This window comes from Antrihabitans cavernicola, assembly GCF_008297975.1.
Taxonomy (GTDB): Bacteria; Actinomycetota; Actinomycetes; order Mycobacteriales; family Mycobacteriaceae; genus Antrihabitans; species Antrihabitans cavernicola.
This window is the reverse complement of the sequence record NZ_VLNY01000003.1, coordinates 464970-482937: the sequence shown is the minus strand read 5'-3', so window position 1 is coordinate 482937 and position 17968 is coordinate 464970. Positions and strand designations below refer to the sequence as shown.

General features: G+C 64.5%; 17 protein-coding genes. 9 read left to right on the top strand and 8 right to left on the bottom strand.

What is annotated here, in order from left to right; genetic code table 11:
• The 3 genes from FOY51_RS09490 to FOY51_RS09480 form a co-directional block, all read right to left on the bottom strand.
• Positions 1–618, bottom strand: a complete 618-nt coding sequence (locus FOY51_RS09490) for a TetR/AcrR family transcriptional regulator (protein WP_235916211.1) — start codon at positions 616–618, stop codon at positions 1–3.
• On the bottom strand, positions 615–1763 hold the full coding sequence (locus tag FOY51_RS09485) for an acyl-CoA dehydrogenase family protein (protein ID WP_149429953.1): 1149 nt from the start codon (positions 1761–1763) through the stop codon (positions 615–617). Before FOY51_RS09485 ends, FOY51_RS09490 begins: the two co-directional genes overlap by 4 nt.
• A gap of 88 nt (positions 1764–1851) precedes the next feature.
• Positions 1852–2286, bottom strand: coding sequence for an SRPBCC family protein (locus FOY51_RS09480; protein ID WP_149429952.1), 435 nt, complete (start codon positions 2284–2286; stop codon positions 1852–1854).
• A gap of 160 nt (positions 2287–2446) precedes the next feature.
• Between FOY51_RS09480 and FOY51_RS09475 the strand changes: the two genes are divergently transcribed.
• Genes FOY51_RS09475 through FOY51_RS09450 form a run of 6 tightly spaced genes read left to right on the top strand, consistent with a single transcriptional unit; the run spans position 2447 to position 9126 of the window.
• Positions 2447–3895: an SDR family NAD(P)-dependent oxidoreductase gene (locus tag FOY51_RS09475; RefSeq protein ID WP_149430054.1), complete on the top strand. Its 1449-nt coding sequence runs from the start codon at positions 2447–2449 to the stop codon at positions 3893–3895.
• Positions 3896–3941: 46 nt separating this feature from the next.
• Entirely contained in the window at positions 3942–5471 is a 1530-nt protein-coding gene (locus FOY51_RS09470; protein ID WP_149429951.1) for a glutamate-cysteine ligase family protein, read from the top strand.
• Between the two features lie 9 nt (positions 5472–5480).
• Positions 5481–5873, top strand: coding sequence for a DUF2784 domain-containing protein (locus tag FOY51_RS09465; RefSeq protein ID WP_149429950.1), 393 nt, complete (start codon positions 5481–5483; stop codon positions 5871–5873).
• Between the two features lie 18 nt (positions 5874–5891).
• Positions 5892–7145 (top strand): GNAT family N-acetyltransferase, encoded by a 1254-nt coding sequence (locus FOY51_RS09460; protein WP_149429949.1) that lies wholly within the window; start codon positions 5892–5894, stop codon positions 7143–7145.
• A gap of 50 nt (positions 7146–7195) precedes the next feature.
• The gene (locus tag FOY51_RS09455; RefSeq protein WP_149429948.1) at positions 7196–8248 is read left to right on the top strand and encodes a nucleoside hydrolase; all 1053 of its coding nucleotides are present in this window, start codon (positions 7196–7198) and stop codon (positions 8246–8248) included.
• Positions 8248–9126 (top strand): amidohydrolase family protein, encoded by an 879-nt coding sequence (locus FOY51_RS09450; protein ID WP_149430053.1) that lies wholly within the window; start codon positions 8248–8250, stop codon positions 9124–9126. The genes FOY51_RS09455 and FOY51_RS09450 overlap by 1 nt, the downstream gene beginning before the upstream one ends.
• On the opposite strand, the gene meaB is transcribed toward FOY51_RS09450, so the two are convergent.
• From meaB to mutA, 3 genes are read right to left on the bottom strand one after another with little or no spacing between them, the layout of a single operon-like run.
• On the bottom strand, positions 9127–10146 hold the full coding sequence (meaB, locus tag FOY51_RS09445) for a methylmalonyl Co-A mutase-associated GTPase MeaB (protein ID WP_149429947.1): 1020 nt from the start codon (positions 10144–10146) through the stop codon (positions 9127–9129).
• Positions 10139–12427, bottom strand: a complete 2289-nt coding sequence (gene scpA, locus FOY51_RS09440) for a methylmalonyl-CoA mutase (protein WP_149429946.1) — start codon at positions 12425–12427, stop codon at positions 10139–10141. Before scpA ends, meaB begins: the two co-directional genes overlap by 8 nt.
• Positions 12424–14277, bottom strand: a complete 1854-nt coding sequence (mutA, locus tag FOY51_RS09435) for a methylmalonyl-CoA mutase small subunit (protein WP_149429945.1) — start codon at positions 14275–14277, stop codon at positions 12424–12426. The genes scpA and mutA overlap by 4 nt, the downstream gene beginning before the upstream one ends.
• 158 nt (positions 14278–14435) lie before the next feature.
• Here mutA and FOY51_RS09430 point away from each other — a divergent pair, with 158 nt between their 5' ends.
• Genes FOY51_RS09430 through FOY51_RS09420 form a run of 3 tightly spaced genes read left to right on the top strand, consistent with a single transcriptional unit; the run spans position 14436 to position 16269 of the window.
• A complete protein-coding gene (locus tag FOY51_RS09430) occupies positions 14436–15116 on the top strand; it encodes a TVP38/TMEM64 family protein (RefSeq protein ID WP_149429944.1) in 681 nt (226 codons plus the stop codon).
• Positions 15117–15175: 59 nt separating this feature from the next.
• On the top strand, positions 15176–15760 hold the full coding sequence (locus FOY51_RS09425) for a hypothetical protein (RefSeq protein WP_149429943.1): 585 nt from the start codon (positions 15176–15178) through the stop codon (positions 15758–15760).
• Positions 15757–16269, top strand: coding sequence for a hypothetical protein (locus FOY51_RS09420; RefSeq protein ID WP_149429942.1), 513 nt, complete (start codon positions 15757–15759; stop codon positions 16267–16269). The genes FOY51_RS09425 and FOY51_RS09420 overlap by 4 nt, the downstream gene beginning before the upstream one ends.
• Before the next feature lie 5 nt (positions 16270–16274).
• Here FOY51_RS09420 and FOY51_RS09415 read toward each other — a convergent pair whose 3' ends face one another.
• Complete coding sequence (locus FOY51_RS09415; RefSeq protein ID WP_149429941.1) at positions 16275–17480, bottom strand: SPFH domain-containing protein; 1206 nt, start codon at positions 17478–17480, stop codon at positions 16275–16277.
• Entirely contained in the window at positions 17481–17912 is a 432-nt protein-coding gene (locus FOY51_RS09410) for an NfeD family protein (protein ID WP_149429940.1), read from the bottom strand. It abuts the gene before it with no gap.
• Between the last annotated feature and the right edge of the window lie 56 nt (positions 17913–17968).

Below are 17968 nucleotides of genomic sequence, written 5' to 3'. Positions count from 1 at the left end.
TCAGCGGCCGACCACGCGCGGGAACGTTTCTTCGACGAGGGTGACCAGCGAGTCGGTGAGCAACATCCGTACCTGCTCACGTGTCAAGGCCTCACGCGTAACCCATTCCCGCCCAGCGGATTTTGCCATGCCGCCGTACGCGCGGACCATGGCACGAAGCTCGGCGCGATGATCGCCACCCGTGACACCCACGATGTCGAGCACGCGTTCCGCAGCCGCGTCATCGGCGTCGTCGAGGATCCGCGCCACCTCAGGATCGTCACCGATACCCTCCGCACCCATCACAGCAACCCACGTCCGGCCGAGTTGATCTACGACGCCGAGCAGCCAGTCGACGGCGATCGCCGCGCGTTCCGCCGTGGACCCGGATGGGGTTTCGGACCTCTCGACATCCGGAACCATCGCGACCTTTTCCACGACAGCGAGGTACAGGTCGCGCTTGGTTCCGAAGTAGTGGTTGATCAACCCGCGCGCGACTCCGGCCTCCTTCGCCAGGTCGGTCGTCGACACCGCTGCGTACGGGCGTTCGCCGAACATCCGCATTGCGCAGGCAAGAATCTGCTCGCGTCGCTCGTCGGGTTCGAGGCGGCGGCGTGGGCTTTGCTCGGCAACACTCACAGCGACCGCGCGACAAGGTCTTTCATGATCTCGTTACTACCAGCCAGAATGCGCAGTACGCGAGCCCACGCGTAGATCTCCGAGATCGGATACTCGGTCATGTAGCCGTAGCCACCGAAGAGCTGCAGGCACCGGTCGGCGACGACGCTCAGCTGATCGGTCAGCCAGTACTTCGCCATCGACGCTGTCGCGCCGTCCAGTTCGCCCGCAAGGTGTTTGGTGATGCAGTCGTCGAGGAACGTACGGCCGACCTTTGCCAGCGTCGCGCATTCGGCAAGCTCGAACTTGGTGTTCTGCAACGCGAACAGCGGCTTGCCGAATGCGTCGCGACCCTTGGTGTACTCGACCGTCAAGGCGACGGCCCGCTCCATCATCGGAACAGCCATCACGGCGGTGACCAAGCGCTCCTGGGCAAGCATCTGCATCAATTGGTAGAAGCCCTGGCCCTCGACCTCACCGATCAGGTTGCCGACCGGAACGCGAAGTCCATCGAAGAACAGCTCGGCCGTGTCCTGACCCTTGCCACCGATCTTCGACAGGATGCGTCCACGCTTGAAGCCGGGCGTGTCGTCGTCGACCTCGGCCAGAATCAACGAGACGCCTGCAGCGCCCTTGGTGGGGTCGGTCTTGCACGCGATGATGATCGCGTCGCAGAGCCAGCCGTTGGTGATGAATATCTTGGAGCCGGTGATGACGTACTCGTCGCCTTCACGCACGGCTCGGGTCTTGATGTTCTGCAGATCGGAGCCGGTGCTGGGCTCGGTCATACCGATCGACAGCACGATCTCACCGCTGGCGGCCTTCGGCAGGATGCGCTTCTTCAGCTCGTCGGACCCGAAATGCTGGATGTAGGGCGCGATGATCGAGCTGTGGACGGCCATGCCCAAGGCACCCTCGCCTGCATACATCTGCTCTTCGATGATGGCGGCCTCGTGCGCGAACGTGCCGCCGCCACCACCGAACTCCTCCGGTACCGCCGTGCAGAGCAAGCCGAGCTCACCTGCGCGGTTGTACAACTTGCGATCGGGGTGACCCTGCTCGACGAAGCGTTCCGCGTGCGGCACCACGTCCTTCTCGAAGAAATTCTTCGCGAGGTCGCGAACTGCCTCGACCTCGTCATCGCTCCACGCTGCACGTACGGCCACTGACTGCCTCCACTCTCGACTGCTTGTCGAAAGCGTGACAGCTTATTGGCAGAGTGTCAACAACGGGCGCCCGACACCCGCGGTTGAGTCAGGGCAGACTCTCGAGCACCGACTTCATCTGTGCGACGGTCGGATCGCCGAGTTCTTCGATCGCCCCCTTCACGAACGGCGCGGCCAGCTTCACGAGTCCGTGCCACTCGAAATGTGCGTGGTAACCGATCGCGGTGCCCTCGGCCACCTCGGCAAACGTCAGATCGTCGGTGGAAGTCACCGTCTTGTTCTCCCCCACGAACGTCAGCCGTCCCGGCTCGGATCTGACCAGTTCGTAGTCCAGTTCGGTGGTGCGACCCCGAAACTTCGAGACGTTGTGCCACCGCGCCCCGACCCGCAGCGGGCCCGCGCCCACACGGGCGCAATTGACAGTGCCGGGATCCCATGCCTCCGCATTGGAAAAGTCCTGCAAAAAAGCGACCACTTTCTCGCGTGACTGATTCACCGTGAACGTGCGTCGTACATCGGTCATGTTGTCTCCGATCTCAGGGCGGCGTTCCTACCAGCATGTATTACCCAAGATTACGGCCGAACATGCGCCCCGGTCGCGGTGAAATCGGGACCATCGCGCAGATGAGAGAATGTGTCGACCGAGAATTCATCCAAAATACCGAGGAATGAACCGCACGCCCATGTCCGAGACCACCGCCAGTCCGCCCCCGTCGTCCATCTCTCCGGACGATCTCGCGACCTGCTTGCGCGTCCTCGGCCTTGCCGGTGACCTCGATGCCGACCATCCCGATTCGATGACCGTGCAGCGCGAAGTGGGTCACCTGTTCAAAAAGTTGAAGAAGCGGCGCCGCATTCAGGCTCGCGATCAGGTCAGCGCCGCCGACCGCGCGGTGGTCGAAGCTACCGCGACCGGATCACCCGACCGAATCGACGACGAAACGGCGGGGATCGCGCTCACGTCGAACGCCGTCGGCGCATCCGCGGGCACATTGATACGGCCTCGCCCCTGCTATATCTGCAAGACCCGGTATACCCATGTCGACGCGTTCTATCACCAGCTCTGCCCGGACTGCGCAGCCTTGAGTCGCTCCAAGCGCGACGCGCGGACAGATCTCAGCGGCAAACGGGCACTGCTCACCGGCGGCCGCGCCAAGATCGGCATGTACATCGCCCTTCGTCTGCTGCGCGACGGGGCGCACCTCACCATCACCACCCGATTCCCCAACGACGCCATCCGACGCTTCAAGGCGATGGAGGACAGCGCCGACTGGATCCACCGGCTACAGGTGGTCGGCATCGACCTGCGAGATCCGGCGCAGGTGGTCGCGCTTGCGGATTCCGTTGCGCAACAAGGACCGTTGGACATTCTGATCAACAACGCCGCACAGACCGTGCGACGCTCGGCCGGCTCGTACAGTGCGCTCGTCGACGCCGAGAGTGGTCCACTCCCCGTGGGCACCCTGCCCGAGGTGCTCACGTTCGGCAAGACCATGCAGGCGCACCCGTCGACACTGACGAGTTCGCTGCCGACCACGCTCGCGCAGTCGGTCAGCGAACTGGCACTCGTGGCCGGTTCGGCTACCCCGCAACGGATTTCACAGGGCATCGCGATCGACGCCGGCGGGTTGGTTCCCGATCTGGCGCACAGCAACAGTTGGGTGCAGACGGTCGGCGAAGTCGATCCGGTGGAACTGCTCGAGGTGCAGCTCTGCAATTCCGTGGCGCCGTTCATTCTGGTGTCGCGGCTGCGTCCGGCGATGGCGGCAGCGCACGCCCATCGGAAGTACATCGTCAACGTCTCCGCCATGGAGGGCCAGTTCGGCAGGGCGTACAAGGGTCCAGGGCATCCGCATACCAATATGGCCAAGGCCGCGTTGAATATGCTGACCCGCACCAGTGCCAAGGAAATGCTGGAAGCCGACGGCATTCTGATGACCGCCGTCGACACCGGCTGGATCACCGACGAACGTCCGCACCCCACCAAGATGCGCTTGGCCGACGAGGGATTTCACGCTCCGCTCGACCTGGTCGACGGTGCAGCGCGCGTGTACGACCCGATCGTTCAGGGCGAGCAGGGTATCGATCTGCACGGCTGTTTCCTCAAGGACTACGCACCCTCGCCCTGGTAGTCCGAACTACTGGGCGATCGCGCCGCTCCGGACGTAGCCTTTCGTCATGGGCGACGATGTGGAGCATCGCAAGTTCACGCGGAAAGACAGGCAGAATTTCCGCGCCAAGGTGCACGACTGTCTCGACGCACTTGCCGCGATGCTCGCCGATGGCCAGTTCGAGGTCTCCGAGCCGCGGATCGGCATGGAAATCGAGCTCAACATCGTCGATGACGACATGCAACCGGCGATGGCCAACGCCGAGGTGCTCGAAGCGATCGCGGATCCGGCCGGTGCGGAGCCTGCGCAGCACCCCGAACACACCTTTCAAACCGAACTCAGTCAGTTCAACATCGAGATCAACGTCGCCCCGCGCCCGTTGCGCGACGACCACATCCGTCAACTCGAACGCGACCTGCGTACGTCGCTGGATTCCGCCGACGCCCGCGCCAGATCGGTGGGCGCCCGGCTCGCGATGATCGGCATGCTTCCGACCCTGCGCGAGGAACATTTCGAGCATCGGTGGATCTCGGCGAACCCCCGCTACGACCTGCTCAATCAGCAGATCTTCGCCGCCCGCGGCGAAGACATCGAGCTGCAGATGTCGGGAGTACCGTTGCCGGGCAGCGCCGACACCGAGGAACTGTCGACCATTTGCGACACGATTCTTCCGGAAGCCGCATGCACCTCGGTTCAGCTGCATCTGCAGGTGGCACCGGAAACCTTTGCCGCACATTGGAATGCCGCGCAGGCGTTGGCCGGCGTGCAGGTGGCCCTCTCTGCGAATTCGCCGTTTCTCGCGGGCCGCGCGCTGTGGCACGAGACCCGTATCCCCATGTTCGAGCAAGCCACCGACACTCGCCCGCAAGAACTCAAGAACCAGGGTGTGCGTCCGCGAGTGTGGTTCGGAGAACGCTGGATCACCTCGATATTCGACCTGTTCGAAGAGAACTCGCGCTACTTCCCGGCCCTGCTGCCAGTGTGCACCGACGAAGATCCGATGGCGATGCTGGCCAACGGCGAGGCTCCGTCGCTGTCGGAATTGAAGCTGCACAACGGAACCGTGTACCGCTGGAATCGCCCGATCTACGACATCGCCAACGACCGCTATCACCTACGACTCGAAAATCGAGTCCTCGCAGCGGGTCCGTCCATCATCGACACCCTCGCGGACGCCGCGTTCTACTACGGAACCTTGCGCTCCTTCGTCGACGCCGACCGCCCGCTGTGGTCGCAGATGTCGTTCGACGCAGCCGAAGAGAACCTGCACTCCGGTGCGCGCAGCGGATTCGACAGTCGCCTGTACTGGCCGGAGGTCGGCTGGGTCAGTCCGCAGGAACTGGTGCTGCGCAGGCTGTTACCGATGGCGGACGCGGGATTGGAAGCGTTCGGAGTGAGCGCGGAGGTTCGCGATCGCTACCTCGGCGTGATCGAGGGACGGTGCGTGAATCAACGATCCGGATCAGGCTGGCAGCGCGAAGCGGTCGTCGCGCGCGAGCGTGCCGGTGACACTCGCGAGCGCGCACTGGCCGGAATGCTCGGCGACTACGTGACGCACATGCACGAGGGCGAACCCGTGCACACCTGGGCCTGGTAGGAGGCGACCATGCTGTATCGAATACTCGCGGACACGACGGCTGTTGTGCATTTTGCGTTCGTTGCATACGTGGTGGTCGGCGGCTTCATTGCGTGGCGCTGGCCACGAACCATCTATCTGCATGTCGCCGCTTTCACCTGGGGCTTCAGCACCATTCTGTTCGGGATCGACTGCCCCCTTACTTTTTTGGAGAACTGGGCGCGGCATCGCGCCGGTGATCAGGGTTTGCCGCCCAGCGGTTTCATCGCGCACTACATAACGGGGGTGATCTATCCGGAGAGCGCGTTGGGGCTCATTCGTCTCCTTGTCGCTGTCTCCGTGGTGATTTCGTGGATCGGCTACGGCGTGCTGCGAAGCCGCGGATCGTCGTCGACGCATATTTCCTCGCGCATGGCCCACTGATCCGGTTACCTTCGATCGATGGCCGAAACCAGACCGCTCGACGTCGCACCGGTGCCCGCCGAGGACTACACCGAGTTCCGATTGGTGGCATCGCGCCAGTTCCATGCGGACCCGATTCCAGATTCGCCTCCGGACGCGGTGTGGCGCAACGCGCTCTACGAGAGTCAGCGGCTGACAGCGGCATGGTCCGACGGCAAGATCGTCGCGACGTACCGTTGCTGGGACGACCAGCTCGCTGTCCCCGGCGCGACCCTGACAGCGGATCTGATCAGCACCGTCACCGTGTCACCCACCCATCGCAGGATGGGACTGCTCACCGCCATGATTCGGCCTGACCTTTTGCGCGCCAAGGAGTCCGGCACAGCCGTGGCCTATTTGATCGCGGCCGCAGCACCGATCTACGGCCGATTCGGTTTCGGTGCAGCCGTCGAGCATGCGCGGTGGACCGTCGACGCCGACCCAGCACTGTTTCAGTTGTCCGACGAATCCGCCTCGCTCACCGTCGAACTCGGCGACGATCGGGAGCTCCGCACGATCGCGCCCGATGTGTACGACGCCGCATACCGTGGGGCGCCCGGTGCCATCGCCCGAGATGGCGTGTGGTGGGACGGGACGCTCGGTCTCGCAGACCTGTCGGACGACCGAAAGGGCCCGCGCTACACGATCGTCGTTCGCGACGAAACGAAAACGGCCGTCGGGTACGCGCGATACAACGTCAAGGAGAGCAGCACACAACGGGTCGATACCTCCGAACTGACGGTCCACGATCTGGCAGCGACCACGCCCGCCGCCTACGCTCGGCTCTGGGCGTTCTTGGCATCGATCGACCTGACGTCAACGCTGACCGCTGGTGATCGTCCGGTTTCCGAGCCACTGCCGTGGCTGCTGTCCGATCGGCGCGGTGCCCGCCAGTCCGAGCGCGCCGACTTCGGCTGGATACGCATCCTGGACGTCGTCGCCGCGTTGGAGGCACGCCGATACGCGACCGCAGGAACCGTTGTGCTCGACGTGCTCGATCCCAGCGGCCTCGCCGGCGGCACGTTCGCCCTCCACGTCGATGCCTCCGGCACCGGTCGGGTCGCCGCGACCGACGGTGCTGCCGACCTGACACTGGACATGAGCACACTGGGATCCGCCTACCTCGGCCAGATTGCGTTGCAGGAGATAGCGAATGCCGGCGGGATAGCCGAGCACACCGACGGGGCGATCGCTCGACTGAGCGCGCTGCTCTGGTACCCCGCTACCGGTGCGGTGACACTCACCTGGTTCTGATCGGCGACCCCGCAGGGCCGTCGAAGAAAGCAACAGGCAGGATCACAGACATGCCGCAGCGTGTGATCGTCGACGTCGACACGGGTATCGACGATTCGTTGGCACTCGTCTTCCTGCTCGCCAGCCCGGACGCCGAGATCCTCGGCATCGCGTCCACGGCTGGAAACGTAGGCGTCGATCGGGTCGCCGCGAACAACCTCGGCTGGCTCGACCTCTGCCGAGCGCCCGACATCGAAGTAGCCGTCGGATCCACGCTCCCCTTGGTGATTCCGCTCGTCACCACGGAAGACACGCATGGTCCGCACGGCATCGGGTACGCCGAGCTTCCGCCATCCGCGCGTCCACTGTCGACGCGATCGGCCAGCGACATGTGGGTCGACCTGGCCCGCAAGCATCCCGGCGACGCCGTCGGGCTGGTCACCGGCCCGCTCACCAACCTGGCGCTCGCGTTGCGCAAGGAGCCAGCGCTCCCCCAGTTGCTGAAGCGCCTGGTGATCATGGGTGGCGCGTTCAACTACGCGGGTAACACCAAGCCGACCACGGAGTGGAACATCTCGGTGGACCCCGAGGCAGCGAAGATCGTGTTCGACGCGTTCTCGGCGGCACCGGCGGATCGAAGGCCGATCGTCTGCTCGCTCGACATCACCGAAACCATCGAAATGAAGTCGGAGCATCTCGAACGCCTGGCTCGGCGCGCCGGAAGCGTTCCGGCCGAGACGATCTCGGTCGACGAGGACGCGACCGTTCGCTCGCGTGCGAGCAATCCGCTGATCCGCCAACTCTCCGATGCAGTGCGCTTCTACATGGAGTTCCACCGCGATCACGATCAGGGATTCCTGTCGCACATGCACGATCCGTTTGCGGCGGCCGTAGCACTCGACCCGTCGCTTGTTCGCACGAAGCCCGCAACCGTGGACGTCGAACTGACCGGCACGCTGACCCGCGGCATGACAGTCGCCGACCTCGCCGGCATGTGGGGTCGCGAGCCGAACGTCGACATCGCATCGCAGACCGATCCGGCCGCGTTCTTCGATCTGCTGATCGAGCGCGTCGGATCCTTTGCAGGCGAGCTGTACCCACCGAACTCGGAGGACGCCTCGTGATCGACGAAGATGCCTGGGTCACCGAGTTCTGGACCAAGCTCGGATTGCCCGGCCTGATCGATGTGCACACCCATTTCATGCCCGACCGCGTCATGCACAAGGTGTGGGAATACTTCGACTCCGCAGGTCCGTTGACCGGACGAGAGTGGCCGATCGAATATCGCGCCGACGAGCAGACGCGACTCGATACCTTGCGCGGCTTCGGAGTTCGCGCTTTCACCTCACTGGTCTACCCGCACAAGGCGGACATGGCCGCGTGGCTCAACGAGTGGACGGCCGACTTCGCCGAGCGCACACCCGACTGCCTGCACACCGGAACGTTTTTCCCCGAACCGCACGCGGCAAGCTACGTCGAGTACGCGATCGAACGCGGCACCAAGGTGTTCAAATCGCATGTCCAGGTCGGCGACTACCACCCCAACGATCCCCTGCTGCACCCGGTGTGGAAGTTGTTGGAGGACAGTGCGATACCCACGGTCATCCATTGCGGGTCCGCGCCTGCGCCCGGCGCTTTCACCGGCCCCGAGGCGATGCGCGACGTGCTGGAGCGCCATCCTCGGCTGAACCTGATCGTCGCCCACATGGGCATGCCGGACTACTCGAGTTTCCTCGATCTGGTCGAGGAGTATCCGGGTGTGCATTTGGACACGACGTTGGCCTTCACCGACTTCAGCGAAGAGACCGATCCGTTCCCGGTCCACGAGTTGCCGCGGCTGCAGGCGCTTGGCGATCGCATCCTGTGGGGCAGCGACTTTCCGAACATTCCGTTCACCTACGCGGAGGCGCTGGCAGCGCTCACCAGACTCGATCTCGGTGACGACTGGCTACGCGCGGTCGTCTACGGAAACGCCGCACGCATGTTCTCGATCGGACACTGATCAGTCCAGTTCCGCTGTCGTATCGAACGTTTCGAGGATCTGCTTGGCGGCCAGCGCCGCTGTAAGGGTGCCATCTCGCACCTCTTGCTCGATTCGGCCTCGAACGGCCTTCACCTTCGAGTTCTCCGATAGCCTGCGCAGCAGTTGCTCGTGCACCATCGTCCACGTCCAGTCGACCTGCTGAGTGGCGCGCTTCTCGTCGAACTCGCCCGCATCGGACAGCACCTGCTGATGTCGCAGCACCGTGTCCCAGAACTCGTCCAATCCCGAGCCTTCCAACGCGCTCATCGTCAGAACCGACGGCTTCCAGATTGCGTCGTGCGGATAGATCAGGCGCAGCGCACCCGCCAATTCTCTTGCTGCGGTGCGCGCTTCGCGCTCGTACTTGCCGTCGGCCTTGTTCACGGCTACCACGTCGGCCAGCTCGAGCACACCTTTCTTGATGCCCTGCAACTGATCTCCGGTACGAGCGAGCGTCAGGAAGCAGAAGCAGTCGACCATGTTGGCGACCGTCACCTCGGACTGGCCGACGCCAACGGTCTCGACGAGGATCACGTCGTAGCCTGCGGCCTCGAGCAGCAGCATCGTCTCACGAGTGGCCTTGGCGACACCGCCGAGCGTTCCCGAGGTCGGTGACGGCCTGATGTATGCGTCACGCTCGACGGCAAGTCGCGGCATTCGTGTCTTGTCGCCGAGAATCGAACCGCCAGTCCGGGTCGACGACGGATCGACGGCCAGCACCGCAACCCGATGACCTTGCCCGATCAGGCGCATGCCGAGGGCCTCGATGAAGGTCGACTTCCCGACGCCGGGCACACCGGTGATGCCGACACGATGCGACCGCGGCGGCTCCCCCGCGCGCACCGGCTCGGGCATGACCTTCAGCAGCAACTGCTGCGCCAATTCACGGTGATCGGTTCGGCTCGATTCGACCAGAGTGATCGCCCGGGCCAACCCCGCGCGCTGGTTGTCGCGGACGGCTACGGCCAGAGCATCGATGTCCAGAGCCGGTTTAGCCATTCCCGAGGTCGTATCCCAACTGCGCCGCCAACTTTTCCAACAAGCCGACCGCCGCATCCGCGATCACGGTCCCCGGCGGGTAGATCGCCGCCGCACCCGCCTCGTAGAGCGCATCGAAATCACCGGGCGGGATCACGCCGCCCACGATCACCATGATGTCCGGACGTCCCGCATCGGCAAGTGCCTGGCGAAGTTCCGGGACCAGCGTCAGGTGGCCGGCCGCCAACGACGACACTCCGACCACGTGCACGTCGTTGTCCACTGCCTGCTGGGCCACCTCGTCCGGCGTCTGGAACAGCGGGCCGACGTCCACGTCGAAGCCGATGTCGGCGAAGGCAGTCGAGATCACCTTCTGCCCGCGATCGTGACCGTCCTGGCCCATCTTGACCACGACGATGCGGGGACGGCGACCGTCATGCTCGGCGAACCGCTCCACCAACTCCATTGCGCTGGTGACGTTCTGTGACTTTCCGACCTCGTCCCGGTACACCCCGCTGATGGTACGGATCTCGGCTTGGTGGCGACCGTAGACCTTCTCGAGCGCGTCGGAGATCTCGCCGACCGTCGCCATGGCGCGAGCAGCGTCGATGGCAAGGGCAAGGAGGTTGTTCCGCAATCCATCCCCCGTCGCTCCGCTCGCCCCGTTCCCGCCCTCGGTAGACGCTGCCGCCCTGGTCAGTTCCGCGAGCGCGGCCTCGCATGCCACCGAATCGCGTTCCGCGCGAAGCGTCTTCAGCTTCTCGAGCTGTTCCTTGCGTACCTTCGAGTTCTCGACCTTGAGCACCTCGATGCTGTCCAGCTCGTCGGGCACGTACTTGTTGACGCCGACCAAGGGCTGGCGACCGGAGTCGATGCGCGCCTGCGTGCGCGCGGCCGCCTCTTCGATGCGCAGCTTCGGAATGCCCTCGTCGATAGCCTGCGCCATGCCGCCTGCCTCTTCGACCTCGGCGATGTGCGCGCGAGCCCGGTCGGCGAGCTGATGGGTGAGCCACTCGACGTAGTAGGAACCACCCCACGGATCGATCGGACGCGTCGTCCCCGATTCCTGCTGCAGCAGCAGCTGGGTGTTGCGGGCGATCCGAGCGGAGAAGTCGGTGGGCAACGCCAGCGCCTCGTCGAGCGCGTTGGTGTGCAGCGACTGCGTGTGCCCCTGGGTTGCGGCCATGGCCTCGACGCAGGTGCGGGCGACATTGTTGAACACGTCCTGTGCCGTCAACGACCAGCCCGACGTCTGCGAATGTGTGCGCAGGGACAGCGATTTGGTGTTCTTGGGCTCGAACTTCGCGACCAGCTCGCTCCACAACAGGCGCCCTGCTCGCAGCTTGGCAACCTCCATGAAGAAGTTCATCCCGATGGCCCAGAAGAACGACAGTCGTGGCGCGAAGGTGTCGATGTCCATCCCGGCGTCCAGACCGGCGCGAATGTATTCGACACCGTCGGCCAGGGTGTACGCGAGCTCCAGATCGGCTGTCGCACCGGCCTCTTGGATGTGATAACCGGAGATGGAGATCGAGTTGAACTTCGGCATCTTCGCGCTGGTGTAGGCGAAGATGTCGGAGATGATCCGCATCGACGGCTTCGGCGGATAGATGTAGGTGTTGCGGACCATGAACTCTTTGAGAATGTCGTTCTGAATGGTCCCTGCGAGCTGATCGGGTGTGACGCCCTGCTCCTCGGCGGCAACCACGTAGAGGGCGAGAATCGGCAGCACCGCGCCGTTCATCGTCATCGAGACACTGACGTTGCCGAGCGGGATGTGGTCGAAGAGCTGGCGCATGTCCAGGATGGAATCGATTGCCACACCGGCCATTCCGACGTCACCCTGCACGCGCGGGTGATCGGAGTCGTAGCCGCGGTGGGTGGCGAGGTCGAAGGCGACCGACAGACCCTTCTGGCCGCCGGCCAGATTGCGGCGGTAGAACGCGTTGGAATCGGCGGCCGTGGAGAATCCCGCGTACTGGCGAATCGTCCACGGCTGATTGACGTACATCGTCGGGTACGGCCCGCGCAGGTACGGAACCGCGCCCGGGAAACTATCGATCGGATAACCGGCGTCCTTGCACGCCTCGCGATCGGCACGGATGTACACCGGCTTCACGTCGATGCCCTCCGGTGTCGACCACACGACCTGTTCTGCGGTGTAGTTGTTCGCTGCCGCACCCGCCTCGATATGTGCCTGCACCTGCTCGGCCGTCGGGGGCTCCGGTGTCCGCGACGACGGATCGACCAGCGGCACCTCGGCGAAGCTGCCGATCGTGTGTTTGATTTCGCGAGTGGTCATTTCGCCCCCAGGGAGTCCAGCAGATCGGACATGGCCGACACTGCATCGATTCGAGCGGTCAGGTAGTCGTCCGGGCGATCCTCACTGTTCACTGCATCGGCGAAGGCCTTTTCCGGTCCGGCCAGCAAGACAGTGGTCACGCCCGCCGCGCGCAACGCCCGCACAGCCTGTGGACCGTCGGTGCCGTAGCGCTTGTCCGTGCCACAGAGAACTGCGATCGCTGTGCCGGAATCGCTGACTGCTTTGGCGATGGTCTCCGCGTCGACGGTGCCCGGATTGATCGCCTCGACGCCACCGGATGCCAGCAGATTCGCGGCAAAGGTGGTGCGGCCGTTGTGTTCTGCGACAGGTCCGAGAGCGGCAAGCAGCACCGTGGGCCGAGAGCCGTTGTCCGCCAGGAACTTGTCGGAGCGATCGCGAAGCGCCTCGAACGCGGCGCTGTAGCGGGCCACACCGGCCAGTCGTTCCGGTGCATCGGACGGCAGCGGGTTCTCTGCGAGATTCGGGAACTCGTTGATGCCGGTGACTGACGTCTTGCGATGCGCGATATCGGATTCGCGGGCTGCGCGGGTGGTCGCGATGCGATCGCCGACGACGCCGGACTCCACGGCCGACGTGTAGCCGCCGGCGGACTCGATCTCCTGGAAGAACTCCCACGCCTTGCCCGCGATGTCGTCGGTGAGGCTCTCGACGTACCAAGATCCGGCACCCGGATCGAGCACGCGGCCGAGATGCGATTCCTCGAGGAGCAGGAGCTGCGTATTGCGCGCGACGCGGGCGGCGAACGTCTTCGAGATGTCCAGACCACCCAGCGGTACAGCGGCGTCGAACGGCAACACGGTGACCGCATCGGCACCGCCGACGCCTGCGCCGAACGCGGCGAGCGTGGTGCGCAGCATGTTCACCCAGGGGTCGCGCTGCGTCATCATCGCCGCCGATGTCACCGCGTGCTGGGGTGCGCCGCCGACGTTCGAGGCACCACACACCTGGGCGATGCGCGCCCATACGCGGCGGGCCGCCCGGAACTTCGCGATGCTCTGGAACTGGTCGTCCGTTGCCGCGTAACGGAATTCGAGCTGGCGGAATGCGGTGGACGCAGTCGATCCCGATTCGGTCAGTGTCCGCACATACTCCAGTCCGGCAGCAACAGCCGCTCCGACTTCCTGGGCATCGCTGGCGCCTGCGTTGTGAAAGGCGGTGCCGTCGACGGTGATTGCTCGCACCGTCTCCGTACGTCCGGCAGCGTCTATTGCCAGCGCAACGGCGTCGGGCAGCGTGATGTCCGGGGCATTCGAGAACGCGCTGGTGAGGGGGGCCGCGCCCAACGAGACGGTGATCTTCGCTCGGTCGGTGACGCCGTCGCCGGCTTGCGCACGCTCGTCGAGCAGTGCGAACACCGCGTGCGCGGCATCGATTGCATCCGAACCCGCGTCGAGGGTCAGCGGCGCGAGATCGAGCAGGACTTCGGCAAGCGCGGCACCGATCGCGCCGACCGGAACGCCATTCGTACCGACGCCGAGCCAGATTGCGCTGACACCGTTGACGAGGCCGTCGAGAATGGCCCGATTGGTGGTTGCCGGATCGGGATCGGTGAATCGACCGCCGACCGACCAGCCACTGTTGACGTCGCGATGGGCGTCGCGTCCACGAACATAAGGGAAGGTACCGGGCAGACCGGGTTCAGGGAGTTCGTTGCCTGCCGTGTAGAGCGGCGAGACGGTAGCGCCGTCGTAGGTGCGAACGGCGAGTAACTTCTCGGGATCGGCAGGCAGTTCGCTGACGTCGACCTTGCGTGCCTTGGCGAGCACGCCGGCCACACTTCGCTGCCAATCGGCGTAGCCGTTCGGCATGCTCGCAACCTCGGGATTCGAACCATCGGACACTGGTGGTGTCTCACTTTCGCTCGGACGCAGCGCTAATTCCGTCGGCCACTGTTCTCCTGATGCTAGCCGGGCGTTTGGGCTGGCCAGATGCTGCCCAGCTGTACCGGCGAGTAACCTGAGCGGCTGTGCGCAAGCGACTTCGGGACCCCAGACTTATTGCAGTCGTCGTCGCGTGCATTGCACTGTTCGTCGCGGCTGCGCTGGTTCCGCATCCCTCCGTGGATCAGATTCGCAGCTGGGCAGACTCGGTGGGCCCCACCTTTCCGTTACTGTTCTTCGTCGCTCACGCACTGATCACCGTTGCTCCATTTCCGCGCACGGTGTTCACATTGAGCGCGGGCGTGCTGTTCGGCGCTGTGACCGGAATCATCGTTGCGGTCTCCGCCACGGCCGTCAGCGCGGTGCTTGCGTTGCTGCTCGTGCGAGCTATCGGCAGAGACGCTTTCGCATCGCGACTCACGCATCCCGCAGTGCGGGCGATCGATACGCGGCTCGCACGACGCGGGTGGCTTGCTGTCGGCTCGTTGCGGTTGATCGCCCCTGTCCCCTTCTCGTTGGTCAACTATTGCTGCGGTGTGTCGTCGATCCGGATGGCGCCGTATCTGTTGGCAACTATCGTCGGCGTGATACCCGGCACGATCGGCATCGTGGTACTCGGCGACGCCCTGACCGGGCGAACCGATCCGGCCTTGCTGGTGCTGTCCGGAGTCTGCATCGCGATCGGCGTCGCCGGGTTGATCGTCGACGCTCGACTCTCGGTGGACGCACCTGATGCCGAATCGAAACCAACAAGTTCTGAAGCTTGATTATTTAAAGTCAAGTCATATGGCTTGATATTGGTAAGTCCAGGATTTATCCTTGACCGATGCTCGTAATGACGATCGACCAGCGTCGCAGTCGCCGAGACGTGGACCGCGTGGCGCAACTGCTCGCCGACCTCGCCGATGAGCCGCTGGTCCGGCCGTTCGAACGCACAGCAGGCGACGAAGTCCAGGCCGTCGCCGACGATCCGCGTGTTGTCGTCGACATCGCATTACGGCTGGTCGTGAGCGGACACTGGAGCATCGGAATCGGAATCGGTGCCGTCGAGCAGCCGCTGCCCCGCCAGACCCGCGCGGGCCGCGGACCAGCGTTCGAAGAAGCCCGCGATGCTGTGACGCGCGCCAAGAACGCGCCAGCCGGGCTTGCCGTCGCAGGGACGAACACGCAGGCGGCAGCAGACGCAGAGGCAATCCTCACGCTCCTCGCCATGCTGGTCGGCCGAAGATCGGCCGAGGGGCACGCCGCCGTCGATCAGATGCGTCGCGGACTGAGTCAGTCGGAGGCCGCCGATACGCTCGGCATCAGCAAGCAAGCCGTGTCACAGCGGCTGTCGACGGCCGGATGGCAAGCCGAGGGACCTGCACGGTCTCTTGCCGAACGACTCCTGAACGAGGCGGACAACCGATGAGCATCACAGCCCTGATCTTCCTGGGGATCGCGGCACTGGCACCACTCCCCCTGAGTCTGCGCCGGGTCCCGCAGTGGATTGCACCGATCGTCGCGATCATCGCGGTCGGCGTTGCCGCCATCACCGCCGCAGCGAGCCACAAGGTGACCGGCTTCGAACTGGGCGCCACCGCCGTACTCACCATCGCCGCGGCCGCGTTCGGCGGCATTCCGCTTGCCCCCGCAGCGTTTCGCATCGCCCGACGGCAATCGGACGCGGGCGAACAGGTCGCAGCCACCGGGCCGCTGCAGGGCGGCCGCATCATCGGCATCCTCGAGCGGGCCGCGGTGGCAGGCGCCATCGTTGCAGGGTGGCCTGAGGGCATGGCGATCGTGCTGGCGGTGAAAGGCCTCGCGCGTTACCCCGAACTCCGCGAACCCCACGCGTCGGAGCAATTCATCATCGGCACCTTTGCGAGCGTGCTGTGGGCGATTGCCGTCGGCGGAATCGGCCGGGGCCTGTTTACCTGACCGGCTTATTCACCTGACGGCGGCTCCGGAGGACGAGGCGCAGCGAGCTGCCCCGGATCACTCCACTGACCGGACAACGGGCGACGCTCATGGCGCGGCAGTTCGTCGTAGGCGGATTCGACCGGGGTTCGCGCGACGGCCTCGGCCGCTCGAACGGCCTGTTCGATCGCCGGATCGGTCTTCATGTCGAACCAGTCCGCGACCTCGTCGGTGTCGTCCTCGGGCTTCGGCAGGTTCTCGTCGCTCTTGCTCGGCTCGAACCGGAAGACGCCGTCGTCGCCCTTGTTGCCGAGCGTCGACGCGAATCCCTTGAGCGCGTCGCCGAAGTCGCTCGGCACCAGCCACACCTTGTTGGCATCGCCCTGCGCCATCTGCGGCAACGTCTGAAGGTATTGGTAGGCAAGGAGTTCCGGAGTCGGTTTGCCGGCTTTGATTGCGGCGAAAACCTTTTCGATGGCTTTCGCCTGGCCCTGCGCCTCGAGATACTTGGCAGCGCGCTGGCCCTGTGCACGCAGAATCCGCGACTGCCGCTCACCCTCGGCGGACAGAATGGCGGCCTGTTTGGAACCCTCTGCCGCAAGAATCTGGCTTTGCTTGGCACCCTCGGCGGTCTTGATCGACGATTCCCGAATACCTTCGGAATTGAGGATCATGGCGCGCTTCTCGCGGTCCGCCTTCATCTGCTTCTCCATCGATTCCTGAATCGACGGAGGCGGATCGATGCTCTTCAATTCGACGCGGGCAACCCGCAGACCCCAGCGACCGGTGGCTTCGTCGAGCACGCCGCGCAGCTGACCGTTGATCGAATCACGTGATGTGAGAGTCTCTTCCAGCGTCATGCCGCCGACCACGTTACGCAGCGTCGTCACCGTCAACTGCTCGACAGCGGCGATGTAGTTGCTGATCTCGTACACCGCGGCTTGCGGACTGGTCACCTGAAAATAGACGACCGTGTCGATGTGCAACGTCAGGTTGTCTTGGGTGATGACCGGCTGCGGCGGAAAGGACACCACGCGCTCGCGAAGATCGACCTTCGCTCGAATCCGGTCGACGAACGGGATCAGGAACGTCAACTGGCCGGAGACGGTCTTGGAGTACCTGCCGAGTCGCTCGATGACCGCGGCCTCTGCCTGCGGTATCAGCGCAACGGATTTGAACACCACGATCGCCACGAGCACGACGATGACCGCCAAAACGATGAGTGCTGCCATTCAGAGCCCTTTCCACACAACGGCGGTGGCGCCGTCGATCTTCATCACCGTCACGGTAGTCCCGGCCGGATAACTCTCGGTGGCGTCCAACGGACGCGCAGTCCACACGTCGCCGTCCAACTTCACCTGTCCCGCATGCTCGCCGACTTCCTCGAGGACCAGCGCGTGCTTGCCGGTCAGCGCAGCGACATTGGTGGCCGTCGGTGGCGGTGCCGCGAATCGTCGCAGCAGCATGGGCCGGACGCCGACCAGCAACGCGATCGACAGAACACCGAACACGATGGCGTCCAGCCAGATCGGGAAATCTGTCAGCGAGGCGATACCGGCGGTGCCGAGCGCGCCGCCTGCCAGCATGAGCAGAAAAAGATCCCCGGTCAGGGCCTCGGCAGCGGCCAGCAGCACCCCGGCTACCAACCAAATCAATGCGGCCACAACACCACTCTAGCGAGATGCGATGCCGAGGTGGTGGCGCTCGTCGACTGTGCAGA